The 25,853-nt window shown below is 49.5% G+C and carries 20 protein-coding genes; 3 read left to right on the top strand and 17 right to left on the bottom strand.

Annotated elements, in window-relative coordinates; genetic code table 11:
• Window positions 1-84: 84 nt before the first annotated feature.
• The 9 genes from AC0KUT_RS10780 to AC0KUT_RS10820 all read right to left on the bottom strand — a co-directional run bounded on the left by AC0KUT_RS10780 (window position 85) and on the right by AC0KUT_RS10820 (window position 15,963).
• Entirely contained in the window at window positions 85-210 is a 126-nt protein-coding gene (locus AC0KUT_RS10780) for a hypothetical protein (RefSeq protein ID WP_488829889.1), read from the bottom strand.
• Between the two features lie 21 nt (window positions 211-231).
• Window positions 232-780, bottom strand: coding sequence for a ferritin-like domain-containing protein (locus AC0KUT_RS10785; RefSeq protein ID WP_488829890.1), 549 nt, complete (start codon window positions 778-780; stop codon window positions 232-234).
• Between the two features lie 107 nt (window positions 781-887).
• Entirely contained in the window at window positions 888-10,025 is a 9,138-nt protein-coding gene (locus AC0KUT_RS10790; RefSeq protein WP_488829891.1) for a glycoside hydrolase family 94 protein, read from the bottom strand.
• A gap of 200 nt (window positions 10,026-10,225) precedes the next feature.
• Window positions 10,226-11,026 carry a Crp/Fnr family transcriptional regulator gene (locus tag AC0KUT_RS10795; RefSeq protein ID WP_488829892.1) on the bottom strand — a complete coding sequence of 267 codons (801 nt, stop codon included), beginning with the start codon at window positions 11,024-11,026 and terminating at the stop codon, window positions 10,226-10,228.
• Window positions 10,995-11,882 (bottom strand): response regulator, encoded by an 888-nt coding sequence (locus AC0KUT_RS10800; RefSeq protein ID WP_488829893.1) that lies wholly within the window; start codon window positions 11,880-11,882, stop codon window positions 10,995-10,997. Before AC0KUT_RS10800 ends, AC0KUT_RS10795 begins: the two co-directional genes overlap by 32 nt.
• Window positions 11,879-13,525, bottom strand: coding sequence for a PAS domain-containing hybrid sensor histidine kinase/response regulator (locus AC0KUT_RS10805; RefSeq protein ID WP_488829894.1), 1,647 nt, complete (start codon window positions 13,523-13,525; stop codon window positions 11,879-11,881). The genes AC0KUT_RS10800 and AC0KUT_RS10805 overlap by 4 nt, the downstream gene beginning before the upstream one ends.
• 332 nt (window positions 13,526-13,857) lie before the next feature.
• Window positions 13,858-14,433 carry an outer membrane beta-barrel protein gene (locus tag AC0KUT_RS10810; protein ID WP_488829895.1) on the bottom strand — a complete coding sequence of 192 codons (576 nt, stop codon included), beginning with the start codon at window positions 14,431-14,433 and terminating at the stop codon, window positions 13,858-13,860.
• 87 nt (window positions 14,434-14,520) lie between these two features.
• Complete coding sequence (locus tag AC0KUT_RS10815) at window positions 14,521-15,333, bottom strand: BON domain-containing protein (RefSeq protein ID WP_488829896.1); 813 nt, start codon at window positions 15,331-15,333, stop codon at window positions 14,521-14,523.
• Between the two features lie 69 nt (window positions 15,334-15,402).
• Window positions 15,403-15,963, bottom strand: coding sequence for a CsbD family protein (locus AC0KUT_RS10820; protein ID WP_488829897.1), 561 nt, complete (start codon window positions 15,961-15,963; stop codon window positions 15,403-15,405).
• A 414-nt stretch (window positions 15,964-16,377) separates the two neighbouring features.
• On the opposite strand from AC0KUT_RS10820, the gene AC0KUT_RS10825 reads away from it, so the two are divergent.
• The gene (locus AC0KUT_RS10825) at window positions 16,378-17,094 is read left to right on the top strand and encodes a sensor histidine kinase (RefSeq protein ID WP_488829898.1); all 717 of its coding nucleotides are present in this window, start codon (window positions 16,378-16,380) and stop codon (window positions 17,092-17,094) included.
• A gap of 232 nt (window positions 17,095-17,326) precedes the next feature.
• Here AC0KUT_RS10825 and AC0KUT_RS10830 read toward each other — a convergent pair whose 3' ends face one another.
• Window positions 17,327-17,665, bottom strand: a complete 339-nt coding sequence (locus tag AC0KUT_RS10830; protein WP_488829899.1) for a BON domain-containing protein — start codon at window positions 17,663-17,665, stop codon at window positions 17,327-17,329.
• Between the two features lie 213 nt (window positions 17,666-17,878).
• Window positions 17,879-18,775 carry a KPN_02809 family neutral zinc metallopeptidase gene (gene ypfJ / locus AC0KUT_RS10835; RefSeq protein ID WP_488829900.1) on the bottom strand — a complete coding sequence of 299 codons (897 nt, stop codon included), beginning with the start codon at window positions 18,773-18,775 and terminating at the stop codon, window positions 17,879-17,881.
• Between the two features lie 193 nt (window positions 18,776-18,968).
• Between ypfJ and pgm the strand changes: the two genes are divergently transcribed.
• On the top strand, window positions 18,969-20,609 hold the full coding sequence (pgm, locus tag AC0KUT_RS10840; RefSeq protein ID WP_488829901.1) for a phosphoglucomutase (alpha-D-glucose-1,6-bisphosphate-dependent): 1,641 nt from the start codon (window positions 18,969-18,971) through the stop codon (window positions 20,607-20,609).
• Window positions 20,610-20,707: 98 nt separating this feature from the next.
• Here pgm and AC0KUT_RS10845 read toward each other — a convergent pair whose 3' ends face one another.
• From AC0KUT_RS10845 to rimO, 5 genes are all read right to left on the bottom strand, one after another.
• Window positions 20,708-21,562: a pirin family protein gene (locus AC0KUT_RS10845; RefSeq protein WP_488829902.1), complete on the bottom strand. Its 855-nt coding sequence runs from the start codon at window positions 21,560-21,562 to the stop codon at window positions 20,708-20,710.
• Between the two features lie 97 nt (window positions 21,563-21,659).
• Complete coding sequence (locus tag AC0KUT_RS10850) at window positions 21,660-21,992, bottom strand: glutaredoxin domain-containing protein (RefSeq protein WP_488829903.1); 333 nt, start codon at window positions 21,990-21,992, stop codon at window positions 21,660-21,662.
• A 22-nt stretch (window positions 21,993-22,014) separates the two neighbouring features.
• A complete protein-coding gene (locus tag AC0KUT_RS10855) occupies window positions 22,015-22,494 on the bottom strand; it encodes a pilin (RefSeq protein ID WP_488829904.1) in 480 nt (159 codons plus the stop codon).
• Between the two features lie 10 nt (window positions 22,495-22,504).
• The gene (locus AC0KUT_RS10860) at window positions 22,505-22,786 is read right to left on the bottom strand and encodes a GNAT family N-acetyltransferase (protein WP_488829905.1); all 282 of its coding nucleotides are present in this window, start codon (window positions 22,784-22,786) and stop codon (window positions 22,505-22,507) included.
• Between the two features lie 109 nt (window positions 22,787-22,895).
• Window positions 22,896-24,215, bottom strand: coding sequence for a 30S ribosomal protein S12 methylthiotransferase RimO (gene rimO, locus AC0KUT_RS10865; RefSeq protein ID WP_488829906.1), 1,320 nt, complete (start codon window positions 24,213-24,215; stop codon window positions 22,896-22,898).
• A gap of 404 nt (window positions 24,216-24,619) precedes the next feature.
• Between rimO and AC0KUT_RS10870 the strand changes: the two genes are divergently transcribed.
• On the top strand, window positions 24,620-24,805 hold the full coding sequence (locus AC0KUT_RS10870) for a hypothetical protein (protein WP_488829907.1): 186 nt from the start codon (window positions 24,620-24,622) through the stop codon (window positions 24,803-24,805).
• A gap of 94 nt (window positions 24,806-24,899) precedes the next feature.
• Here AC0KUT_RS10870 and AC0KUT_RS10875 read toward each other — a convergent pair whose 3' ends face one another.
• Complete coding sequence (locus AC0KUT_RS10875) at window positions 24,900-25,793, bottom strand: hypothetical protein (protein WP_488829908.1); 894 nt, start codon at window positions 25,791-25,793, stop codon at window positions 24,900-24,902.
• Window positions 25,794-25,853 lie beyond the last annotated feature (60 nt).

Raw genomic sequence — 25,853 nt, forward strand, 5'->3', positions numbered from 1 at the left:
GATACTAGCGTCGGTTTTATGTTTGCGTTCAAAAGCATATACCTATTGGTTAGCGCTACATAATAGCGCTTTCAAATTGAAATTTTAGCGTTCTGATTTATTGCAAAAAAAGTAGCCTGCGGTATCAGGGCAGTCAGTTTTAAGGCCGTAGATTACAAAGCCTATAAATAGAATGGCGATCACGGCTACCAGTATTTTAAGATTTTTCATGCTATTTACTCACCCTATAAGTTAATGCTGTGCGCTAGGAAAATCGTCCAGCCAATCTGCCAACTCATCTGCATGTTCTTCTTCTGTTGCAAGAATATCCTGAAGCATGCGTGTTGTAGTTGGGTCTTTATCACCCAAGGATTGAATGAGATTTCGGTAAGAGTCTATGGCTACTCGCTCGGCCACTAGGTTTTCTTTAATCATTTCTATCAGGGTGGTGGCACGGGTAAATTTGATATGGCTGCGCGTGTTTAGTTCTTCAGGCGAAAAATCGGGCTCACCCCCTAATTGCACAATTCGCGCGGCGATCAGATCGGCATGCCCTAATTCTTCTCCGGCATGAACAAGAAATTCCTCCGCTATCCCCTTGGCGTTAAATCCGCGCGCCATGAAGTGATGCGTACGATAGCGCAGCACGCATATCAACTCGGTCGCGAGGGCTTGGTTGAGTGAAACTAACACCTCGGATAGGTTCGCGGAGTAGCCAGCAGTTACCGCACCTTGCGTTAAATTCTTTAATGCTTTTTCGCGTAAGTTTTTAGGGTCATTGAGGCTCTGATTGTTTTTCATAGGTATCTCCTTAAGATGAACTTACAGCTTGCGGCTTGCGCTTGATGTAGTCGGTGCGAAAGCACACACACTTAGGTGATACTTTCGCATAAGGCCTCATTTAAACGCTATAAAGGCACTAACACTACAACGTCCACTTCATGTTCTTGCTGGTCATCTACTAAGGGAAAGGCATTTCCGTCCTGCACTACACCATCGAGCCAAACAGTGCTGGGCTGCTCAAGTGATTGCGTCACTTTGATGTGATAGAGCGTTTGTTGAAACCGATATTCCAAGGTGTATCCAGGCCAGTTGTGCGGCAGGCAAGGTTTGATGCGCAGATGTGTGCCTGCGCGCGTAACGCCCAAGAGCGATTCGACCATTAATCTATAGAGCCAACCCGCAGAACCTGTGTACCAACTCCAACCACCGCGCCCGGTGTGCGGCGCTATGGCGTACACATCGGCGGCGACGACATAGGGTTCGGCTTTGTAAACAGCGACGGCGGCGGCGCTGTTGCCGTGGTTGACGGGGTTGATGATATTAAACAGCTCCCAGGCGCGACGATTGTCGCCCAGTTCCGCAAACGCCATGGTCGCCCAGATGGCGGCATGGGTGTACTGGCCGCCGTTTTCGCGCACGCCGGGTACATAGCCTTTAATGTAGCCGGGGTTCATGGCTGACTTGTCAAAGGGTGGGTCTAGCAGTTGGATAATGCCTTTATCGCGGCGTACTAAATGGGTATCCAGCGAGGCCATGGCGGTGCGCGCGCGCTGGGGGTCGCCTGCGCCCGAGAGCACCGACCAGCTTTGGGCGATGGAGTCTATGCGGCACTCGTCGTTAACCGCCGAGCCCAGTGCCACGCCGTCGTCAAACCAGGCGCGTTTGTACCAGTTGCCGTCCCAGGCGTGCTGGTCGATATTGGTTTGCAGCTGTTTAGCCTCGCGCCGGCAGCGCTGGGCAAAGCCTGGGTCCTGCTGTTGTTCGGCAACCTTAGCGAAGGCGATAAGCACCTTGTAAAGCATAAAACCCAACCAAACACTTTCGCCCTTGCCGTGAATGCCAACGAGGTTCATGCCGTCATTCCAGTCGCCCGACCCCATCAGCGGTAAACCGCGCTCACCGAATCTAAGGCCGTGTTCAATAGCGCGCACACAGTGCTTATAAAGGCTGGTGTGATCGCTGCTCTGCCCTGGCAAATCGTAATAGGATTCCTCGTCTTCATTGAGTAAACGTCCACTCAAATAACTCAGGGGTTCGGCGAGTACACCGGTATCGCCAGTGCCTTCAACATAATGGCAGGTGACCAGTGGCAGCCATAAATAATCGTCTGAGCAGCGGGTGCGCACCCCGCGCCCTTGGGGTGGGTGCCACCAGTGTTGCACATCGCCTTCAGGGTATTGGCGCTGGGCGGCACGCAGCAGTTGGGTGCGAATCATGCTCGGCTGGCTGTGCATTAAGGCCATGGTGTCCTGCAGTTGATCGCGATAACCATAGGCGCCGCCGGATTGGTAATAGCCACTGCGCGCCCAGAGCCGACAGGCCAGGGTTTGGTACAACAGCCAGCCGTTGGCGAGCACGTTAAAGGCTGGGTCTGGGGTTTGCACTTGCACCGCACCAAGGGTGCTGGTCCAGTAGTCGTGCACGCGGGTGAGTGCGGCGCGGGCCGAGCCAATGTTGCGCATACGCTGAGCCAATGTGCGCGCCTGCTCTAAATCTTGCGCGGCGCCAAGGCGAAAGATAACCTCGCGCGACTGCCCCTCTTCCAATTCAAAGGGCACATGGATTGCGCCGCAAGGGTCTAAGCCCGCACCTAAACGACCGGACAAACGCGCTCGGGTGAGTGCATCTGGGTTACCCAGCGAGCCGTTGCGCCCGAGGAATTCAGTGCGGTCGCCGGTGAGGCTGCGCGCGTTATCATCTACATCAAAAAAGCAGACGCGCCCGCCAAATTCACTGTTATAGGCATTGCGCGCAAACAGCGCGCCGCTACTGGCGTCAATTTCCGTGACCAAATGCAACGCCGATTTAGTGCGCAAATCGCCCAGTACCCACTCCACATAACCGGTGGCCGACAAGCGCCTGCGGCGGCCGGATTCATTGCTAACTTTGAGTACCGAGAATTTGATGGAGGCTTCTAAGTCCACATAAACCCACAGCTCCGAGCGAATACCGTCTTCGATATGTTCAAACACGCTGTAACCAAAACCGTGACGCGTCACATAGGGGGCAAGGCCGCGTTTGGGCAAAGGCGTGGGCGACCAAAAATGACCGGTCTCCTCATCGCGCAGGTAAATCGCCTCGCCGCCGGCGCTGCCAACAGGGTCATCGCACCAAGGCGTCAGGCGAAACTCATGGGCATTTTCGCTCCAGGTATACCCTAGGCCCGCCTCCGAAATGACCGTCCCAAAGTTGGGGTTGGCAATAACATTGACCCACGGCAAGGGGGTCATTTGCGCGGCGGTGCTGGTGATAATGTACTCGCGTCCATCGGGTGTGAAACCGCCAAGAGGATTGGTGAGAATCAGGTCGGCGCGCGGCGCTATGAGTTGCAGCTGTTGATCTTCTGCGGTGCGCGTGCGGCTGGGCACAAGACGCGCGACTTTTTTCTCCAGCAAGCCGCGCCGGTTCACCTGCTCTGCCAAGCTGCCACGAGCACCGTCAATAATGGCTCGTGCGACCGATTTCAGCAGTATGCGATCCTCCTGCGAGATCTGCTCCCCCGAGCGCACAAAAATACCTCCCGGGCGATCTATCGCATGGCTTTCGCTGCCGGTGGTAATCAGCCCCATAATTTGATCTTGCAAGCGCTGACGATAGCCCACATGGTCTTCGTTCCAAATTACCAAATCCACCGACAGGCCTTTTAAGCGCCAGTAGGCGTGGCATTGAATGAGTTGCCGCGCCAGTTCTATATGATCGCCGGAGGCGATTTTAAGCAACACAATCGGCAAGTCGCCAGAGATAGCGTAACCCCATAACCCCGATTGGCCGCGTCGATTTTGAATGAGCACACTCGCTTCAGCCCGCAACGCCGAATGGGCGTAAAGTACCGAACTGGCAAGGCGCCGATAGAGCTGCGCATCGCTCTCGCTGGCATTGAGCTGGCGCAAGTTGACCCCGCTGTGGGTGGCGGCCAAGTCAAATACTCGGTCGGCCAAATGACGATCCTGATAGCGACTTACCAAGGCAAGACAGGCAGCGCGGTTATCCGCTGTACCATTCACAAAATCGAGGGTGGCTACCTGCCCTGCTTCGAGCGTTATGCGGCAGCGAATGGCGACAATGGGATCAAGCACCGAACCTTGGCTACCTGAAAGCGGACCGCCTTCGGTAATGGCTTGGGGGGCCATAAGCGTGCGGCCACGGCCAGTAAACTCTAGGCGATCAGTCTCATAAGACACTTGATCGACCGGACTGCCATTGACCGATAACAGGTGAAACATCCAGGGCGTGTGCTCGCCTACCGAACGGGGGCGGCGCGTGCACAGCAACGCTTGGCGCCCGGGGATAATCTCTGTTTGCACAAACAAATTGCCAAAGGCGGTTTGCGTGGCATCGGCGGCGGGCAAGGCCAGTACCACTTCAGCGTAACTGGTGATTTCCAGGATGCGGGTGCGCGCGCTGCGGTTGGTAATGCGCAAGCGGCGCAGTTCTATATCGTCCTCAGGGGAAACCACCAGTTCGGTATAGGTTTCTATGTCGTGATCGCGGCGGCGATATTCAGCGCGCCCTTCGGAGAACATCGCCTCATAGTTGTCGGCGCGCTTAAGCGTGGGTTGATGGCTCGCGGACCAAAAGTCATCCGTTTCTGCATCGCGCAAATAGACAAACATGCCCCAGTTGTCGCGCGTGGCATCTTCGCGCCAGCGGGTAACCGCAAGGTCTTTCCAACGGCTGTAACCGCCCCCAGCATTGGTGACCATTACATGGTAGCGACCATTGGACAGCAGTTGCACTTCGGGTTTGGGAGTATCCGCTTCAATCGGGGTATAGGTTGGGGCTTCATTAAGTCCAAACTGAGACGTGCCCTCGGCGTGTTCGGCCACATGGTTGTGCAGTACCGAGGCTTTGGGAATGCGCTCTTGCAACAGCAATAGGGTTGCCTGCAACAGCGGGTCTGCACAAAAGCGGCGCTGCATGGGGCGATCCAACAGCAAATAAGCCAAGGCCAATAAACTCATGCCCTGATGGTGAACCATAAACGAGCGCACCAGCGCGCTGGTTTCGCCACGCACTAGCCGTGCGGGGGTGTAATCCACCGCTTCGTAAAAGCCAAAGCGACCCTCAAACCCGCTGCTGGCCAAGCGCTGTAAATTGGCGCAGGCAGCTTCGGGCGCGACCATTAAGGCCAGTGCCGAGGCATAGGGCGAGATCACCGCGTCCTCTGCTAGGCCACGTTTGAAGCCTAAGCCAGGAACCCCAAAGGCATGATATTGATAGTTGAGGCTGGCATCGAAGGTGTGATAACCCGACTCTGAAATCCCCCAGGGCAAGCCACGTTTTTTGCCATAGGCGACTTGCCACGCAACGGCGGCGCGACAGGTTTGGTCCAGCAGTGTGTCCTCGTAACTGGGCATCACCAACATGGGCATTAGGTACTCGAACATGGAGCCGCTCCAGGACACCAGTGCGGGAGCACCGGCCACCATGGTGCGCTGGCGCCCAAGGGCAAACCAGCTCTCTTGCGGTAACTGGCCTTGGGCTATGGCGACAAAATTACACAGGCGTGCCTCTGACGCGAGCAGATCATAAAAGCTGTTATCGCGGCGATAATCGTCTAGGTTGTAACCCACGGCGATAAGGTGACGGGTGCGGTCATAGAGAAATTCATAATCCATGGCCGCAAAGCTATTGGCTTGGGCGGCCAATTGCGCACAGCGAGCGCTGCGCTCTTCGGCGCGCTGGCTAGCAGTTACGACGGATTCGCGCAGCGCCAGCAGCCATTTTAGTTCTTGCGGTGTGGCGGGTTTGAGTAAGAGCTCATCCAACAGCGGCACCAATTTCAGCCGGTAAGTCGCCAAGCTGCGCAAACTCGGTAGCGCCTGTAAGTCGGCCTCGGGGGCCTGCTGTGCAAGGCGCGCAACAAGGTTACTTAGCGCAGCAGGTGCGGCGGGCAATGCCAGCCAGGGTGCAAAAAATAACAACTCATCCAGTGCTGAACGGCTTTGTGCTACCAGCGCCTCACCCCAGACCATGACTTCATGGTGCAGGCTGTTGTTGTCTGTATTGTTATCTATGCTTCCTATATTGCTGTTATCAATATTTTTACTTTCTATATTGTTACTTTCTATATTCTTGTTCTCAAGGCTGGTGCTAGCAACAGCGATGGAATTATCAACGCTATTACTCAAGGACAGTTTGCTTTGGGGTGACGCGCTCGCAGTCAGATTGACCTCAACCAATGCCGCCAAGCTGGTATTGATATTTTTAGCACTGCTGAAATTGCCGTTAAGACTGTGCAAAAGCCCAATTAAGGTGATGGTTTGTGGCGCGTTCTGTTGGTGCTCACAGGCGCTTTTCAGCCGACCGCGCAGGTTGATAATGGCCGCTTGAATACCCTCTGGCAGCTGCTCCAACACGTCTGCGCTGTGCACGCTTTCGGTAAAAATGGCAAGAGTATCCTGCAGCCCTTCAAACGTTCGTTCGTGGGCGATTTTCTGCTCAGGTAAGGCTAACAGCCCGGCGCGCAGCGTGAGTAAATGCCCCGCGAGATTGCCGCTATCCACCGAGGAAATATAGCGCGGTAGCAGCGGCTGTAGGTTGGTGGTGTCGTACCAGTTGAAGAAGTGACCGCGATAGCGCTCTAGCTTGGCCATGCTGCCAAAGGTGTTGGCGGTGCGCTCTAGCAGTTGCTGGGTGGTGATATAGCCAAAATCATAGGCCGATAAATTGCCCAGCAGTGCTAAGCCCATATTGGTAGGTGAGGTGCGATGGGCTATGACGGGGCCAGGGCTTTCCTGAAAGTTATCCGGCGGCAGCCAGTTGTCTTCGGCCACCACAAAACGCTCAAAGAAGGCCCAGGTCTTGCGCGCTATTTTGCGTAAAAACAGTGTTTGTTGAAGCGATAAACTCGCCTCTTTGCGCACCAGCGGACGCCCCAGCCACCGGACCTCGATGGGTGCCAATAACCATAGGCACAATACCGGTGCCCCGACCCACAATGAATTGCCCCACCAGGAATTGTCCCACCATGAATTGATCCAGGATGAAATGCCCCCTGAAGCGGTCCAGGTGTTAGCGGGGCTCAACAGTATCAATACCGCCCCAGTCGCCAAGGCTATAACGGGGGCAGACCAGAGCAGTGCAAAGGTGCTGAGCAGGCCCCCTGCCCCTTTTTGTTCCTGTTCAACCGAGGCGCGCCATTCCAATAAGTGCTGCGGGGCAAACCATAAGCGCCACAGGCTGCGCAAAATCGCCACGAGACTAAAGCAGGCTTCGTAGGGTAAACAGCTAATGCGAAATAGCGCCTGTAACAAATGACGCCCTGCGGCCGCTACCACCACCGCCAAATGTTGCGCGAGCAGGACTTCAGCAGGCTTGCGCACCAGCTCCAACAATGTCGCCAAGAGCGGTGGCAGCGCCACAATACTCAACAGAACAAGAGTCCAGAGTGCGGGTTCAGGCAGGCGCACCCAACCAATTAGCAGCAACAGTAACAAGGCAACTGGCGCTAGACTGCGCAGTAGATTGTCGGCAACTTTCCAGCGTGACAGCGTTGACAGCGGGTTGGCTTGGCTTTGCCCTTTGGCGCCCGGCACGCGCGGCCAGAGCCAGCGGGCAATTTGCCAATCGCCGCGAATCCAGCGCTCGCGCCGGCTTACATCGGCCTCATAGCGGGAGGGTGAATCCTCATAAAGGTGAACATCGCTCAGCAAGCCTGCGCGAGCGTAGGAACCTTCGAGCAAATCATGGCTGAGGATACGATTATCGGGCAGGCGCTCGGCGAGTACCTGCTCGAAAGCATCGAGGTCATAAATACCTTTGCCGATAAACGAACCTTCGCCGAAGCAATCTTGGTACACGTCGGACACTGAGCGCGTATAGGGGTCTATACCCTGCTCGCTGCCATAGAGTTGCACATAGCGCGAGCGATTGGCGGCGGACAGGCTGGCCGCCATACGCGGCTGTAAAATACCGTAGCCGCGCTCGATGATGCGGCGCTCGGGGTTAAACACGGGGCGATTGAGCGGATGGGCCATGGTGCCCACAAACTGGCGCGCAGCATCGCGCGGCAATTGGGTGTCGGTATCCAGGGTGATGATGTAATGCAGCCGCGGTAACGCGGCTATATCGCCGACAATCGCCGAGAATGCCCCAGAATTTTCCGTTTGCGGTCTGGCGCTTGCCGCTTCCGGCCCGCGTCTTAAGTCGGTCGCGGCTTGGCGCAGCAGTAAATTTAAATGGGCGAGCTTGCCGCGTTTGCGCTCATAACCCATCCAGCGTTTAGCAATGGCGTTCCAGCAGCGCGGGCGATGCAAGAGGAAAAACCTATCTTGGGTGGCAGCCTCTTGATGGCTGTCAATCTGCGCGCCGTAGCGTTTATTGAGTTCTAGGATGCCAGCACTGGCTTGCGCGAGCAGTGCGTCATCGCCGGGGAGGGTTTCGCTGTCGGCATCGCCAAAATCCGTCAGCAGGGCAAAATACAGGTGCGCATCGCGGTTGCCGAGAAAGCGCACTTCCAGCGCTTCCAATAAATCCTCAATCCCCTGTTGGCTGGTGATAAGGGTTGGCACTACCACCAAGGTTGCCAACTCTACCGGTATGCCGCGCTCAAAATCCAAACGCGGTAAACGCTTGGGCAAAACCAACAGCGTTGCCAGCCAATTCACTAGCGCCGTGGCTAAGGGGGTCGCGGCGAGCAGTGCCAATAGGCCCAGCGCACCCAACTGCCAACCGACAATTCCACCTTTATACGCAAGTGCTAAGAGGCCTAGGGCCGTCACCACCAACAGCGCAAAGGTCGCACCCAAATACAGGGGTAGAATAACCTTGGCGCACTGGCGCCGCAGCCGTTCCCCCAAAGGTAAGCGCACCGATACGGCTGTTTCGAGCTGCGTCAAACCATCATCAATAAGAAAGTAACCTACGTGATTTTTGTGCGGCTTCGGCTCAGTACTCGTGCTATTGCGTTGTGCAAGTTCAATTGCCGCGCGCGCAATATCCGCTTCAGACATTTTGCTGTATTTGGCGAGATGGTCGATCACATGGCGATATTGATCGCGAGTGGCAAAATCCATTTGACGATACACATCGGCGTGATCCTCCAGCAGGGTTTGCTCAACGATGCTCATGCTCTCTACAAATAAGCGCCAGTCGTAGGCGCCTAAAAAACGCAGGCTGCCAATGCTGTTGCTAATGGAAACCTGATCGACTGCTTGCTGCTGATTTTCGGACTGTACCATCTGTTCAATGGTCATGCTTTCTTCGGCAAGGCGCTGTTCAATCCAGGTTAAGGGCAGCGCCAGCGCCGGGCCATGCCCCTGCAGACGGCGCACTAACTCGGCAATAAAGGCGCTTTCTAAGGGCGGGTTGGAGCGCGCCATATCGGCAATAATAATGATCAAATTTTTAGGGTTGCTTTGGGCCACCTCAATCATCTGGCTCGCCCAGACTTTGGCTTGATTGAGAAAGGTGCGGGCATTGGTAATACGCAGGCTAACGCGGCGCAAATTCTCGATGAGCGCGAGGCGCAACATAATCGGGATAGCCCAGAGCTCACCCAGTTTTAAGGGCGTAACGGTTTGGTAGGCGGCGATAAAACGGCTGAGCGACTCGGCATCAATTCGCCCCTCGCCGTGGGCAATAGCCGCCAATGCTAGATCGTAAACCCGCGGCAATCCTGCCGATGGGCCAGCGCCTAAGCGCGGCAATTCACGGCTGTAATTTTTGGGTAAATGGCGGCGCGCGGTGCGTACCTGCTCTTCAATCATGTAAAAGTTATCGAGCAGCCATTCCCCCGCAGGGGCAATACGCGAGCGATTTTTGACTGCGGCGGTGAGCAGCGCGCAGGCATTAATCAAAACCTGTTCATTGTCATCTAAGCGCGTCAATAAACGGTCGCAGGTGCGCGATTGACTCAGACTGTGCTGGCCCGCGAGGTGCTTGCCAAAGTACTCCATCTGATCGGCACTGAAGAGCTCGGCGCGCAGCGGATCGAGATCATTCGGTCGCTGTAGGCGTCGGTCAAAGATGTGGCGGCGCCAAATGCCCGCACTTGATGTTTTGATGAAAGTTAAGGTTTTACCCCAGCGCGCGTTATTCATAAGTGAGCCTTGGGATATAAAAAGCAGAGTGAATAGCCTGACCATTAGGGGCCGGTTGATCGGTAGCCTGAAAGACAGTTATTGAAGCAAGCTGTTATTAAGTACCCAGCAAGCTTTCCTTAAAAACTGGCGAATTATTCATGGATGCTGATGAGTAGGGAGCCATTTCTGGCCGAAGGGCGCGCTGGGCGCAATTGATTTTAATGTTGAGTAGAGTTCAGCAGCCGATGCATCTCTTTTTTCACAACGCCATAACATTCGCAGGCACGCAGTTCCAAACCCGCGCGATTGATAACAGAAATATGGCCGCGTCGGTAGCTGATACAGCCTACGTCTTGCAAGCTTGACGCCGCTGCCGTCACGCTCTCGCGACGCACACCGAGCATGCTGGCGACCAATTCTTGCGTCATGACAAATTCACCTGCACCAATGCGGTCAAGGGTAAGCAACAACCAGCGACTGAGCTGCTGCTCTACCGAGTGATGGCGATTGCAAGCTGCCGTTTGAGAAATTTGAGTGATAAGCGCTTGGGTGTAACGCAAGAGTAAGCGCTGCAGTGATTCGTTGCGGCCAAACTCACTGCACAATACCTTGCGTGGTAAACGATAGGCGTAGCCGCCAGTGTGCACTACTGCAGAACTGGGTGTGGTGTTGCCGCCCATAAACAGCGAAATACCGACCATGCCTTCATTACCGACACCCGCGATCTCCACTGAGGCACCTGAAGCCGTTACATAATGCAACGAGACTATGGCCGTGGTGGGAAAGTAAGCATGGGTTAATTGCATATTGGGTTCATAGAGCATATCGCCAAGGCGCAGCGGCACCAGCTCTAAATGCGCCCCAAACAATGCTAGCTCTGAGACGGGCAAGGCGGCGAGCAGATGATTTAAGGTGGGAAGCTGCAACCTTTCCACGGCGACAGTACGCTGGTCCTTTGGCTTCACCGGTTGAATTGCCAGCGGTGCTTTAATAATTGGAGGTTTTGTTGATACTGGCATCACTGCTCACTCTTTGTTTGCACTCCATTCCATGCTTATATTCCACGCCAATACCGCGATAACCGATAAAGCGACAGGACTGATCGAACATAGGCTCACCACTCACGCGGAAATGTTGTTCTGAGCCGTCGCGGCACGTGCGACTAAAGGTGAAATCGATAAAGGGTTCGCGCGCAGCAATACTCGCCTGTAGTTGTGCTATATCGTCGGCGTTCCAGCCATCAACGCTGCTGTCACCTGTGTTGGCGTGATCAGCATCGTGGCTCTCAGAGTGAATGCCCAGTATGTCCATAACAGGCCCGGAAACATTAGTGAACTGGCCGTACTCATCCTGCTCCCAATACCAATCTGACGCCAACTCGGTGAGGCTGCGATAGCGCGCTTCGCTCTCGCGTAATTCCGCGGTGCGCTCAGCCACTTTAATTTCTAACAATCTACTGTGGTCTTCCAATTTTTTGTACAAAAGCCGCACTTCTAGCATATTTCTGATACGCGTTTTTACCTCCAGTAAATCAAATGGTTTGCTGATGAAGTCTTTGGCTCCAGTGTCTAATGCGCGCAGTTTGTGCGCCGGTTGCGCGGTGAGCACAATCACGGGCAAGTAGTCATCAAACAGATTGGTTTTTAGCCCTTCCATCACCTGAAAACCATCCATTCTGGGCATTTGTAAATCGAGCAAAATCAAGTCATAAGCATGCTGACGATGCAGGGCACATACGTCTTCCGACTCTATGGTTGAGCTGACAGAGCTATACCCCGCCTCATCTAACAACTGCTCAAGCAATTGCACATTAGACAGCTGGTCATCAACGATTAAAATCTTTGCATTTAAAATATCAGCTTCTTTGAGTATCACAGGCTTGCCTCCCGCAACATTGGGTTGGCTTTTGCAAATTTCAGTGCGACATCGAGGGTTTCCATAAATTCATTAACCTTAATAGGCTTGGTGAGATAGCGAAAAAAGCCTGCGTCCATGCCTTTGGCTATATCTCTCGGCATAGCGTTAGCGCTGAGCGCCACGATTGGAATATGTGCTGTTAGTGGGTCTGCCGAGAGCAGCGCAAGCGCGGCAATACCGCTGATGCCAGGCAAGTTAATATCCATGAGGATGACATCAGGTGCTGCGCTGCGCGCCATGGCAACACCTTCATTGCCATCGCGTGCGGTCAACAGTTGAATGTCAGGGCGGCGCGCAACGAGATCTTCTACCAGCATTAAATTGGCTGGGTTGTCCTCTACATATAAAAGTCGATGCAGTGGTGCATCAACGTGGGCATAGGAACTCAGAGGCTCAATGAAACTCACTTTGCTAATTTTGGTTATGGGTTTGTTGATCAAGTCCATCTCAAACCAAAACACACTGCCCTTGCCTACGCAGCTTTCTAAACCGATTTGGCCGCCCATTAATTCGATCAAGCGCTTGGTCATCACCAAGCCTATACCCGTCCCCTCTTCCGTGTTTGACTCTTGACCTAAGCGGTTGAACGGCTGAAAGAGATGCTCTATTTGCTCTGGTGATAAACCTTCACCCGTATCTTTAACACTAATGCGAATTCGGCCTGGCGCAGGCTCTATACAGGTGACCTCTACGCTGCCACCGATACGATTGTATTTGATGGCATTAGACAGCAAGTTAATCAGCACTTGTTTTACGCGAGTTCGGTCAGCATTTACAAAAAAGCGTGCACCAAACGGAGGGAAGCTTACTTGAATATTGCGTTTGTGTGCCTGTGGCTCAATCATGGCGGAGCATTCGAGCAGCACATCGGACAACCCCATGGGCTCCAATGAAAGCGATAACTTGCCCGATTCAATTAAGGCTAAATCGAGAATTTCATTGATTAATTCGAGCAGATACCAACCCGCTTGCAAAATCTGATCGACACTGCGTTTTTGCGTGGGTGTTGGTGGCGGTGTTCCCGACTCGATTAACTGTGCAAAACCTAAAATTGCACTCAAGGGCGTGCGTAATTCATGGCTCATACTAGAGAGAAAATCAGACTTGGCGAGGTTAGCTTTTTCCGCTACTGCCATGGCTTGATTCAGCTCAAATTCGGCTTGTTTGCGCTGGGAGTTGTCGGTACCTATCAGTAAATAGCCAATCAAATCGCCATAATCATCGCGCAGCGCGGTGATCGACACGATTGCGGGAAATCGGCTGCCGTCTTTGCAGATGTAGGTAAGCTCGTAAATATCTTCAATACCACGCGATGCTTTGAAGGCTAAGGCTTCAAAGCCGGGGCTGATGTCGGTGCCTAACTCTAGGCTCAAGGCGCGCGCGCGCGCCATCACCTCTTGTGGATCGTGAATGTCGCTGGGGTTAATTTTATTAACCACCTCTACGGCTAAATAGCCGAGCATGCGTTCGGCACCCACATTAAATAATTGAATAATGCCTTTTTCATCGGTGGCAATAATCGAAAAATTTTCGCTGGTTAAAATCGCATTCTGTAAAGCACCGGTTTTTAACAGTGCCTCCTGTCGTTTTTTCTCGGTCATATTTGCCACTTTGAACCAGCCAACAGAAGATGCAGCACTAATTTCATTTTTTAGCCCTAGGCGTAACACGGTGGTTTGAGTGAAGAAATGATTCAGCCGCAAGTTTATTCACCCGCAGAGGATGCTCGCATTGCGCGCACCTAAGAAACCACCCAAGAGCATAGGGTTTGTGATACCGGCTGTATGTTCGGTAACACACATAGCGCCTAATCAGGCCGGCAGTCTTATAAACCCTAAAACCAGCAAGTTGCTGGTTTTAGGGTATGAACTATGAAGTTGGCACTATTTGATGCTCAGGGTTTGCGTTTGCACCCCTAATACTATGCCGTCATTTATAAGCTGTAGATCATGCCGATAAACAGGCCTTGCACATCATCTTCTCGGCCATCAACCCGTGAAATATTGGCGTAATCTTGAAACTCTACTCGCATTGAAAACTGCGAACTGAAATCGACTTTTGCACCTATGCCCAAAACGGGCGTATTGCCACTTTGATCACGCACCGCTACGCCCTGAACCGAACCAGAACTGTTAGTGTTATAACGTGCATAACCTGCTCGCCCATAAAGGCTGAACATTTCATTGATGGGTAAGTAGCCAAGGGCGGTAAGCGTAATAGCGCGCGCATCTTGACTGGCAGCAAAAGAATTATCGTTGGAATCCAGTATGGTACCAAAGCTGGTATAGCCAAGTTCTGCACCAAAATACTCACTGAAGTCATAGCCTACACTGAATTTTGTACCCGTGTCGGCGGCACTGCAGTTAGTAATGTTATCGCAATATTTTTTAGCTTCGGTTCGCCCAATATCAAGGCCAAAATTGAAGCCGTTGGCTAAAACGCTTGGCGCTATAACCAAACTTGTTAAGCCAACAATAAATGTATTTGCGCAGAAAGTTTTCATTTTCATAGTGTGTAACTCCTAAGTGCTAAAGGCAGCGCTATTGCATGCCTTTAATGGATTTAAAATTAATGTTTTTACCTGCTACAGGTATTATTAATGCGTCAACTGTTTTGCATTTACCGTTTTTACGCCACGTATATTTTGCGCAAGCTCAATCGCTAGTTCGCGTTCAACACCACTATCGACCTTGCCGCTAAGCGTTACAACGCCCTCTTTGGTAGCGACACTAATATCTGAACCCGTTACATTACTTGAGTAGAGAAACGTCGATTTTACTTTGGTGGTAATCCATGCATCAGAAATTTTGCCTTCTACTTTTCCCTTATCTTTGTCGCTATTGTCCGCCACACCATTCACTTCAATGTTGTTGCTCACTGACACCACGCCCTGAGTTCCCGATGCCAAACGCTCGGCCATTTTCTTCGAATCATTTGACTTGACATTCCCTGCTAGGGTCACTTTTCCGCTATTGGTTTTTACCTCAATAGCCAAACCATTCGTAGATTTGCTCCAGACCAGTTTTGACTTTATCGCAGCGGTAATCGAAATATCGTCAATTACATCTCCATAACTACGTTCGCTAGATGTTGGCTTGTAGTCGGCCTGTACTTGAATATTATTATCAACATCCTTAATACCGCTGACGCCTAATGCAATTTGTGTGGCCAACTCTTTGTTGACGTCTTCTTCAACCATGCCAGTCAGAACTGCTTTGCCATTATTTACCGTTACCTTCAAATCACTGGCACGTAAATAAGGGCTCAATGCATAGGTTGTCCAAATTTGTGCCTCCTGACGCGCCTCTGTTATTTCCTGTCCTGGTGCAGCTAAGGCGGCAACACTAGAGCCCATAAGTAACATGCTTACGCAAGGTATAAAAAAGGTTTTTTTAAATATTAATGACATATTTATCTCCAAAAATTAGTTTATTTATCTGCTGATATAAAATATTTTTATATCTATTACTTGGTAATTTTAAATCCAATTAGCAAGAAAATTTCTGACTTGTTTATTTGCCTCCAGCTTGCTGACTAAGTAGCGCTCCTTAATTAATCCACTTAGTTTGTCGATATCACCTTCAGACTGAAGAATTTCATCAGCTGTCAGCTCCCCCCATATTTTTTTTGCTGCGCCGACTTTCTGTTCCCATTTAGCTTCAATAACATCACTATTTTCGAGTGTTTTTTGATGCATGACTTCCTGTGCCACTTCTTGGCGTGCCTGCGCGTCGCGTTTCTGCTGTTGATCAGTTTTATATTTCTGATCCTTATCGTCATCTTGTGGTTGTGGTTGTGGCTGTGGCTGTGGCTGTGGCTGTGATTGTTGTTGCAGTTGTGGCTGAGTAGTTTGTATCAAGCAGTTCGTATCTAAATATTTTTTAATATTGTCTATTAGGAGCCCTTCTGCTTCGGCACATTGTGCTGCCGACAACCTTGGTGGGCGCTTGGTATATATTGTCGCTAATTGCCCCGCAGCTACAGATTTAGTGCTGCTCATCGGCTTTCCTTTGGGAGTGATGCCATCAAATCTATTCATAAGTACCTCTGGTTAATTCTGGTCCGTGAAGTTAGACACCTGAAGTCAATCTATTTACTGAGAATAGCAATTAGAAACGGCTGTCTCTGTGCGTTTGCTCGCTTTGTAATTTAAATAATTAAATAGGCGCTTTTAGGTGAAAAATTGACGTGCTGGTTGCGCCCTTAGAACGCTCGACGACTGATTAAGTGTGATTCCACCATGCGAATGCTGCCCTATCGCACTTTATATAATGTTATTGAGAGCGCAGGGATAACCTTTGTGGGAATCACCGAGGTGATAACAATTTGCGAGGCATTACTCAAAGCCAACCAGCCCCGATTCGGATCCCTAAAAGCGATGCCTAACTACATCATTGGTAATTTGTGAAAGCAGCAGCGGCTGGATCAACAACTTAGAAGTTCGAATATTGGGTTGGGCCGTGCAACTGTCATCGCGGAAAAAGCATTCGCCGGTGCTGAAAAAGCTAATCAGGAAAAATCTGATTTTTTATCTAGTATGAGTCATGAGTTACGCACGCCTCTAGGGCCTACTTTAAGTTTTGCACAATTAATTCGATTGGGTACACCAGCACCAACACCTAAACAAAAAAGAAACCCAGATCAAGTTTTGCAGGCTGGCTGGTATCTTCTGGATATGATCAACGAAATACTGGATCTAGCGTTGATTGAGTCAGTGACACTTTCAGACGTGTTGGTCGATTGCGAAGCCATGACCGAACCACATGCGGAAAAACATGCTATTGATGTTAGCTTTCAGGATATTACTTTCCCTTGCATCGTAACTGCAGATCGTACCCGCCTTAAGCAAGTGCTCATAAATTTTATTTCTAATGCGGTTAAATATAATAAACTTGGTGGCACTGTGGTTATAAGTTGCAACTTACTACCACAGCGTGTTCGTATTAATGTAAAAGATAGTGGCCAAGGCTTGACCCCTGAAAATATTTCACAATTATTTCAACCCTTTAACCGTTTAGAGCAGGAAAATAAATCAGAAGAAGGCACAGGAATTGGGCTGGTACTGACTAAGTATTTGATTGAATTGATGGGCGGTGAAATTGGCTTGGAAAGCAATCTGGGTGAAGGCAGTACATTCTGGGTCGAATTACCCTTGTCGTTACCTACATAACTGCTGCATAAAGGTATATGCTGATTATATAAAAGTTAACCTATTCATTACTGCCAATCTGAATATTTTTTATGCTAAGAATAATTCTCATTGGTTTCGAGAGCTATAGCAATACATTTTGTAGATCAGTCTAGCATTCGCTATAGAGTGTTGCGTTAGCATCACAACAAGTTAAACCGGCAGCCATTTATTACAAGTGACTGCCAGTAGTTTGTTACTTGTACTAATTCCACTATTTCACATGCATGTCATTCTTAACCGATTTAACACCTTTCACATTGCGTGCAAGCTCAACGGCTGCGTCAATGTCGCGCTGTGAGCTGACAAAACCACTGAGCTGCACAATTCCTTTAAAGGTTTCTACATTAACTTCCGTTACCTTCAGCTCTTTGTGATCGAGGATCGCTGCCTTTACGGATGCAGTGATCACACTATCATCAATGTACTCACCGGTACTTTCCGTTTTAGAGGTTGCAGCACAACCTAACAATGTTGCCAATAACATAGCCGCTAAAAATGTAATGCTGAAAAATCTCATAGTAAGATTGCTAGAAAATTTAACTGTGTTCATAAGGTTTACTCCATGTGTGATTGAGGTTGTCTCAATGTTGGAGTTTGCCGCTCTATCAACACTTGCTCTGTACGCTGGAGCACCTAGCCATGAAAAAAATGAGCTGAAATGTTTAAACGCAAACAGTGAATGGGCGAATAAATTTCTTAGCGCAATAAAAAAACGGAGTCAAAAGACTCCGTTTCTCATGAAAAAATTGACCATAGATTTCAGTTATTTGGCAAAAGTATTACAACTCTCCACTTTACCTTCATCTAAACCGCGCTTAAACCACTCAACCCTTTGCTGAGAGGTGCCATGGGTAAAACTTTCAGGTCGAACAGTGCCTTGTGCTTGCTGCTGTAAGCGATCATCGCCAATGGCTGCAGCGGCAGTCAATGCTTCTTCGATATCACCTGCTTCAATCATGCCGCGCTCGCGATCTGCAAAATGTCCCCAAATACCGGCAAAACAATCTGCTTGAAGCTCTTGTTTCACCGAGAGACGATTAGCTTGAACTTTACTCAGTTTTTGCTGCGCTTGATGCACCTGGCTAGAAATTCCGAGTAGCGTTTGCACATGGTGCCCTACTTCATGGGCGATCACGTAGGCTTGCGCGAAATCGCCTGGAGCGCCTAATTGCGTGCGCATATCTTCGTAAAAAGCTAAATCGATATAGAGCTTTTGATCCGCTGGACAATAAAAGGGCCCCATGGCCGATTGTGCCAGCCCACAAGCCGATTTAACTTGTTGGCGAAACAGCACCAAACGCGGCTCGGTATAGGTTTTGCCCATTCGCTCAAAAATTGTACCCCAGGTGTCTTCGGTGTCAGCCAAAATAACGGATACGAAATCGCCTAATTCTTTGTCTGCAGCACTCAAGGTGGCCTGCGGTTTTGAGGCGCTGTTTGGTGATCCTGCAGATAGCTGTAACAAATCTATCCCCAGCATACGCGCACCAAAAAATACAACCACGCCCACGGCTATGATAATTCGGCCAATTTTGGTACGCAGTAAAAATGGCACTACGCGCAGTAGTATGCCAATACCGCCTGCTGCCATGGCCGAGGATGCTGGTGTGTTGCGTAAGTCATCAAGGTTATTACTGCGGCGTCCATCTTTCCAGCGCATAGAGATATCCTGTTGCGATTATTGGGTTGAAGAAGATTATAGGGCGCCACGTTCATTCTTGATATGAAAAAACATCTGTTTGCGCGGTGCATCGAAAAATCTATGAATTAAAGTGCAACCAAATAAGGTCAGCATAAAGTTTATTGGGTATGATTGGCCAACTTAGGTAATAACGTCAAACGAGGAGCGCTTTATGACCATCAGCCCATTCGCCGGATCTCTTTTACCCACCCATCTCTTGGTCGACCTGCTCCAGCTCACCGATGCTTACTACAAAAATATTCCCGATGTAAGTATTCCCGAGCAGCGCGTCGCATTTGGTACCTCAGGCCATCGCGGCTCTGCATTTAACACCAGCTTTAATGAACATCATGTATTAGCCATCGCCCAAGCCATTTGCGACTACCGCAAGCAAGCAGGAATTAGTGGCCCGCTGTATGTGGGTATAGATACTCACGCATTGTCAGAACCTGCACAAATTAGCGCGGTGGAAGTCTTCGCGGCAAACGGCATAGAGATTATGTTGGCCAACGGCGGTGAATACACCCCTACTCCCGCAATATCTCACGCGATTATTACTTATAATCGCGGGCGCACAACGGGTTTAGCCGATGGTGTGGTTATCACTCCATCTCATAACCCGCCGGACAATGGTGGTTTTAAATACAACCCCACAAATGGTGGGCCTGCCGATAGCGATATCACCAACTGGATGCAAGCGCGCGCCAATGAATTGCTGGAAAATAAACTGCGCGAAATTAAACGCATGGATTATCACCAAGCACTTAAAGCTGCCACCACTCACCATCATGACTACCTTCACAATTACGTAAAAGATTTAATCAACGTTGTTGATATGGAAGCTATACGCGGTGCCAATGTTCATATGGGGGTAGATCCACTTGGCGGAGCCGGCGTTAACTATTGGCGCGCCATCGCCGATCACTATCAAGTGAATCTCAAGGTACTTAATTCCAGCGTTGATAAAACCTTTTCGTTTATGCCCGCGGACTGGGACGGGAAAATCCGCATGGACCCGTCCTCTGCTTATGCCATGCACTCAATGCTTGCGCGTCGCCATGATTTTGATGTGGCCTTCGCCTGCGATGCAGACCACGATCGCCACGGCATAGTCACGCCGAGCGCTGGGCTTATGCCGCCGAATCACTATCTCGCCGTTGCTATTGAATATTTATTTCAACACAGACCGCAATGGGGCGCACAAACAGCAATCGGCAAGACAGTTGTCAGCAGTGCCATGATCGACAAAGTTGCACAAAAACTGGGTCGTCGTCTTTACGAAGTGCCAGTTGGCTTTAAATGGTTTGCGTCAGGTTTACACGATGGCTCTTTAGGTTTTGGCGGCGAAGAAAGTGCAGGCGCATCCTTTTTGCGTATTGACGGAAGTGTTTGGACCACAGATAAAGATGGCATCATTCCATCGCTACTCGCTGCAGAAATTAAAGCAAAAACAGGCCGTGACCCAGGTGAATGCTATAAAAAGCTTGCTGATGAATTTGGGCAAGCTGCCGAGAGCCGTGTAGAAGCACCCGCGAATGCGGCACAGAAAAAAGCCTTGTCAAAATTATCGCCTGAGCAAATTAGCTCTACTGAACTTGCGGGTGACAAAATCGAAAGTATTCTAACCAAAGCGCCAGGCAATGATGCAGCATTTGGCGGTATTAAAGTAATTAGCAAGAACGGTTGGTTCGCAGCGCGACCATCAGGCACAGAAGAAATTTATAAAATCTACGCAGAAAGCTTTAAAGGCAAGGATCATTTGAAACTGCTGATTGCCGAAGCCCAAAAAATTGTGGATAAAGCTATTTCCTAACCCACTAGGTGGCGACGTTAAAATGGCGTCTTTATTATTTCAAGAGATTGAGTTACATCAATTGAAATGAAAAGACGCCATTTTTATATTCTTGAGTTTTACATTTTAGGCAGAGGAATAAACTCAGTTTCACCCTCGACCAATGCAAAATCCCCCTCCTCCCAGCGCTGGCTTGCTGCGCGCACTTGCTCGCGACTAGAGGCCACAAAGTTCCACAAAATAAAACGCTCGCCACTTAAAGGCTCACCACCGAGTAAGAGTGCTCTCGCTGCAGATAGCGCTTCTATTTTGTCACCGGGCTCCAGCACGCAGAGATGAAACTCAGGGATTGGTTCACCGTTTATACTAAGGTTGCCAGCTGCAATATAAATTGCTAGTTCATGTCCGGGGAACTCCGGTATATAGACCGCGCCCGCCTCCATCTGTAAATCTAAATAGGTTGTAGGGCTTAGTGTTTGCACGGGTGACTGAGCGCCAAACGCCGAGCCTATAAGTACGCGCACCTTCATTAAGCTTAAGTGCAGCTCGGGAATAGCTGCAGCGGGATAGTGCGCAAATGAAGGTTCTCCCGTTTCATTTTCTGTCGGTAGCGCCAACCATATTTGTACACCTTCGACTGACACAGCTTGCTGGCGCACATCTTCGGGCATGCGCTCTGAATGTACTATGCCACTACCGGCGGTCATTAAATTTATGGCTCCTGGTTCAATGAGCTGCTGAAACCCTAAGCTGTCTTTGTGCATCATGGCGCCACTGAATAAATACGTGACTGTCGCCAAACCGATATGTGGATGTTGGCGCACATCGCCTTCGGTGGTGCCCGCCTTAAACAATGCAGGCCCCATATGATCAACAAAAATAAAAGGCCCTACTCGCTGCTTTAGTTTTGAAGGCAGCAAGCGTTTTACGGGAAAACCTATGTCTTGTATGCGTGGCGCTATGTTTAATAACATACTACCTCCCTGAATTAATCTTGCAGTTGAGTCGCTATCTGAATATTGCCGTGACTCATTAATTTATGAATGAGTAATTTTTCAACAAAAGTCATTATTAAAGATTAAGTAGCTGCTTCATACCAGACGGGTCATAGCCGCGAATAACCTCGCCCTTGATCATCACCAAGGGAATACCACTACCGTGAAGCTGATCATATTGCGCGCGTCCTTCCGCAGATTTTTCTATATCATACTCAACAAAGGCAATATCATTTTCTTTGAAAAAAGCGCGGGTTTTCTTGCAGTAGCCACACCAATCTGTGGCATAGAGTACGACACCTTCTTGGTGTTGTGCGGAGAAGTCGGGCGGCGGGCTAAATTGATCACGAATAGTCGACCAGTTTAAAAAAATAGCGGCAGCAACAATAAATAATATTGTGTTTCTCATATAGAGGGCTCGATTTTTTGTATTAAATACGACAGGTTAAGGGTAGATCTTTTAATTCTAAGTTGGTTCGGTTTTCGCCTACGGCAATCATTCCCTCGGGAATACTGCCATTGCCGCAAATCCAGGATATAGGGCTTTGCGGTGATCCCTTCACCATAATGGGCCTGATGCTCAGTGTTTTATCTTTGATAGCACCATGGGCTTTGTTGGCGAAGTGAATATGAAAAGCACCATCAACTAAGTCGATGCGATCCACATAATTGCCCAGTAATTTATCAGGGGCAGGAATGCCCGCTTCTTTGTTATCTTTTAAAAATACTTGCGTGCTTTTGTGATAAAAGGCTACCAAGTCTTTATAGTCTTCCACCATGGCCATAGATTCCTGCACTTGGCGCCGCGCAAAGGTGGGGTCTGGGGATGGCATAGCAATCAATGCCACTATGGCAATAATACCCAAGACAATCATCATTTCTATCAGGGTAAATCCTTGCTGGTTCTTCATGCTTTAGTCCTTAGCGGAGATACTTGGCGGCATACCAGCAGCTTGCTTGTACTTCGTAGCCCTGTTCTTTCGCCCACTTAAGGCCTTGGCGCACGAGCTTTTCCGCAATACCTTTTCCGCGCAATTCAGGCGCCACATAAGTGCTATTAAAGTCGATACGTTTTTGACCCAAAGCGTTGGTGTCAGGCAAAAATTGATATTGCAGCCGCGCTTCGTAAGTATCCTGCTGCGCGGTAAATACCTGCTGCGCGGGGTAATGCTTAACTTCTAGGTCCACATCTACCATGATCATAATCGTTAACTCCCATTGAATGGCTATGACTGGAGTTTACAGCAAGCGTAAAAAAAATCCCCCAGTGCCTACGCAAATGGGGGATTTTTAACAATCGAATGGTGAAAAATTACACCTTGGTGCCCCAGAGGTCGTATTCATCTGAATGCTCAATAAGCACACTCACCAAATCACCTGGTTTTACATCGCTTTCGCCATTCAAGTATACGCAGCCATCGATTTCGGGGGCATCGGCGAAACTGCGCCCAATGGCACCCTCATCATCCACTTCATCGATTAAGACTTGCAGGGTTAAGCCCACTTTTTGTTTTAAGCGCGCAGTAGAAATACCTTGCTGCAGCTGCATAAAGCGATCGTAACGCTCTTGTTTGATGTGATCGGGCACATGATCGGGTAGATCATTAGCTTTGGCACCATCAACTGGCGAATATTGGAAACAGCCCACGCGATCTAACTGTGCTTCTTGAAGGAAATCTAACAGCTGCTGGAAATCATCTTCTGTTTCACCGGGGAAGCCCACAATAAAAGTAGAGCGAATAGTGAGATTAGGTACCTGTTCGCGCCAGCTTTTAATGCGCTCAAGAGTTTTATCGACTTGCCCTGGGCGGCGCATTTTACGCAGCAATGTTGGGCTGGCATGCTGAAAAGGAATGTCGAGGTAAGGCAGTATCTTACCTTCGGCCATTAAGGGCATCACGTTGTCCACATGGGGATAGGGATACACATAGTGCAAACGCACCCAAACACCCAATTCACCTAAGGCGGCCGCGAGTTGGTACATATCTGTTTTAAGTGGGCGACCATCCCAAAAGTCAGTGCGATGTTTAATATCAACACCGTAAGCCGAGGTATCTTGCGATATAACCAGCAGCTCCTTAACGCCTGCCTTCACCAAACGCTCGGCTTCGCTCATCACTTGCCCTATGGGACGACTCACGAGCTTACCGCGCATATCGGGGATGATGCAGAAAGAACAGGTGTGATTACAGCCTTCAGATATCTTCAAATAGGCATAGTGGCGCGGGGTCAATTTAATACCTTGCGGCGGCACCAAGTCTAAAAAGGGGTTGTGTTCAGGGTTGGGCGGTAAGTGTTCATGCACTTGAGTCAGGATTTCTTCATAGGCATGTGCGCCCGTGATGCCGAGAACATTGGGGTGAATTTGGCGTATTTCGTCGGCTTTAGCGCCTAAACAACCGGTAACGAGCACTTTTCCATTTTCGTTGAGCGCCTCACCGATAGCGCCCAAGGATTCTTGCACCGCGCTGTCGATAAAGCCACAAGTATTCACAATCACCATGTCGGCATCGTTGTAGCTGGGGACTATGTTGTAGCCCTCAGTGCGCAACTGGGTAAGGATTCGCTCTGAATCCACAAGATTTTTGGGGCAACCAAGGCTAACAAAGCCGATTGTAGGGTTGGATTTCATAGATTAAGGCCAATGTGCTGCTAGAGAAAAAGGCGGCTATTGTAGGCGTTTACTGGGCAATTTGCATGTATCTAGCGCGGCGGCGCAAAAAAACCTTTTAAGCTCAGCAGAGTAAGCGAATTAAGCCTAAAAAATATTTCTACGCTTGGGTAATAAAGGTAGCAGCTCAACACAATCGGAATTAATGAAGCATGAGGCCAACAAAAAGGAGGGTGTCAAACGTCATAACCAGAATCGATTAAACCTGAAAATACTATATCTTCTGCGAATATGGCGATTTCCTACAAAAAAATAGGCCAAATGCCACTGTTTAGAATTTCATCAAGATGATTCAATACTAATACAGTCAATACCGCTGTAAATGAATCCTTACATAATCTCTAGGTAATTAGGAAGGCAACAAAATGGACAACATAGTACTTAATGATATTGAAGTTATACGTGCGGTGAGATGTCTGTGCCTAGAGCACAAATTTGAAGATGCGATTGATTTGGCAAGAAAGGTGCGTGACCCTAAATGCCGCGAAACCCTGATGCTAATATGTACGTCTTTTAAACATACTCGCATTAAGCAATATCAAGCCGCATAATTATCAACAGCAGTTAGGCTAAGGAAAGTATGACTGCTAATGTTCGCCCTTTTCGTTTACGCCGATTCGCATCTTACTTTCCACGACAAGGCTCTTAGCTCTGCGCGCCCCAAACATTGCCATAGAGTTGATCGTAATTGCGCTCCTTTAAAATCTCTACACCCACACTTTTTAAAAAAATAAGCTGTCCTTGTGAAAGTTCCTTGCCCGCATAAATGTAATAGGCTTTTTTGTGACGTTTAGGGAAACGCTTAAAATATTTAGCCCGCTCTATTAATAGCCAACGTAAAAACACCTCCGAAGAATCCAACCCCAACCCTAAAAACACTAAATCGCGAGTAAAAATAATCTGTAGCCAGGTTTGCTCGCCACGCCATACTGAGTCGGCTTTGTTTGCATATAAGCTAGCCTCACCCCCCTTGTGAATAAGTTGGCGCGCGCGCTCAACGGAACCCATGTAATGGCTCAATCCAAGACGAATACTGCGTGAGTAGCGTTTGATGCCATTGATATGCCATACAGCAAAATCATTGGCCGGTTTTTGAATCGTCTTATTTGAAAAGTAACTGCCCCAAGGATAAAAATCCGTAAAGCTTGCACCGTCCATATGCTGTAACTTGAAGGATTGGGTTTGGCTGAGAGTTTCATCAAAGTTAGTCGTTAATACTGGCACGCTATGCGCTTCAGCCCAAGCCATTATTGATCTGTGTTGCACTTGAGGTTGCCAGCCAGACATTAATTCACAAAATTCATTTTGCAAATTTTTCCCCGGCGACTGACTGGTTAAGTCAAGTGCATCGTAAAACTCTGTAAGCGAAATACCGAGAGGAATATCCAGCGGTGCATCCTGCATATGACGCTGCCACAGCGCCAACAACATAGAATCCCAAGAGTTAAGGTTAAGCTGATTACCGTAACGATTAATGCCATTACCTAAAATTAACGCAATGCTGTCAGCTTCTCTATGCAGCAAATCCTTTAAAGACATTATTTTTTTAACCCGAGTTAGCAGGCTGAGGGACAGCCTAAAAAGCGAACAGCCAAGCAA

Source organism: Cellvibrio sp. 25HG11W-0 (genome assembly GCF_057815475.1).

Coding starts and splice junctions, on each gene's coding strand:
- AC0KUT_RS10780 (WP_488829889.1), bottom strand. CDS start 210: ATGAAAAATCTTAAAATACTGGTAGCCGTGATCGCCATTCTATTTATA.
- AC0KUT_RS10785 (WP_488829890.1), bottom strand. CDS start 780: ATGAAAAACAATCAGAGCCTCAATGACCCTAAAAACTTACGCGAAAAA.
- AC0KUT_RS10790 (WP_488829891.1), bottom strand. CDS start 10,025: ATGAATAACGCGCGCTGGGGTAAAACCTTAACTTTCATCAAAACATCA.
- AC0KUT_RS10795 (WP_488829892.1), bottom strand. CDS start 11,026: ATGCCAGTATCAACAAAACCTCCAATTATTAAAGCACCGCTGGCAATT.
- AC0KUT_RS10805 (WP_488829894.1), bottom strand. CDS start 13,525: ATGACCGAGAAAAAACGACAGGAGGCACTGTTAAAAACCGGTGCTTTA.
- AC0KUT_RS10810 (WP_488829895.1), bottom strand. CDS start 14,433: ATGAAAATGAAAACTTTCTGCGCAAATACATTTATTGTTGGCTTAACA.
- AC0KUT_RS10815 (WP_488829896.1), bottom strand. CDS start 15,333: ATGTCATTAATATTTAAAAAAACCTTTTTTATACCTTGCGTAAGCATG.
- AC0KUT_RS10820 (WP_488829897.1), bottom strand. CDS start 15,963: ATGAATAGATTTGATGGCATCACTCCCAAAGGAAAGCCGATGAGCAGC.
- AC0KUT_RS10830 (WP_488829899.1), bottom strand. CDS start 17,665: ATGAACACAGTTAAATTTTCTAGCAATCTTACTATGAGATTTTTCAGC.
- ypfJ (WP_488829900.1), bottom strand. CDS start 18,775: ATGCGCTGGAAAGATGGACGCCGCAGTAATAACCTTGATGACTTACGC.
- pgm (WP_488829901.1), top strand. CDS start 18,969: ATGACCATCAGCCCATTCGCCGGATCTCTTTTACCCACCCATCTCTTG.
- AC0KUT_RS10845 (WP_488829902.1), bottom strand. CDS start 21,562: ATGTTATTAAACATAGCGCCACGCATACAAGACATAGGTTTTCCCGTA.
- AC0KUT_RS10850 (WP_488829903.1), bottom strand. CDS start 21,992: ATGAGAAACACAATATTATTTATTGTTGCTGCCGCTATTTTTTTAAAC.
- AC0KUT_RS10855 (WP_488829904.1), bottom strand. CDS start 22,494: ATGAAGAACCAGCAAGGATTTACCCTGATAGAAATGATGATTGTCTTG.
- AC0KUT_RS10860 (WP_488829905.1), bottom strand. CDS start 22,786: ATGATCATGGTAGATGTGGACCTAGAAGTTAAGCATTACCCCGCGCAG.
- rimO (WP_488829906.1), bottom strand. CDS start 24,215: ATGAAATCCAACCCTACAATCGGCTTTGTTAGCCTTGGTTGCCCCAAA.
- AC0KUT_RS10870 (WP_488829907.1), top strand. CDS start 24,620: ATGGACAACATAGTACTTAATGATATTGAAGTTATACGTGCGGTGAGA.
- AC0KUT_RS10875 (WP_488829908.1), bottom strand. CDS start 25,793: ATGTCTTTAAAGGATTTGCTGCATAGAGAAGCTGACAGCATTGCGTTA.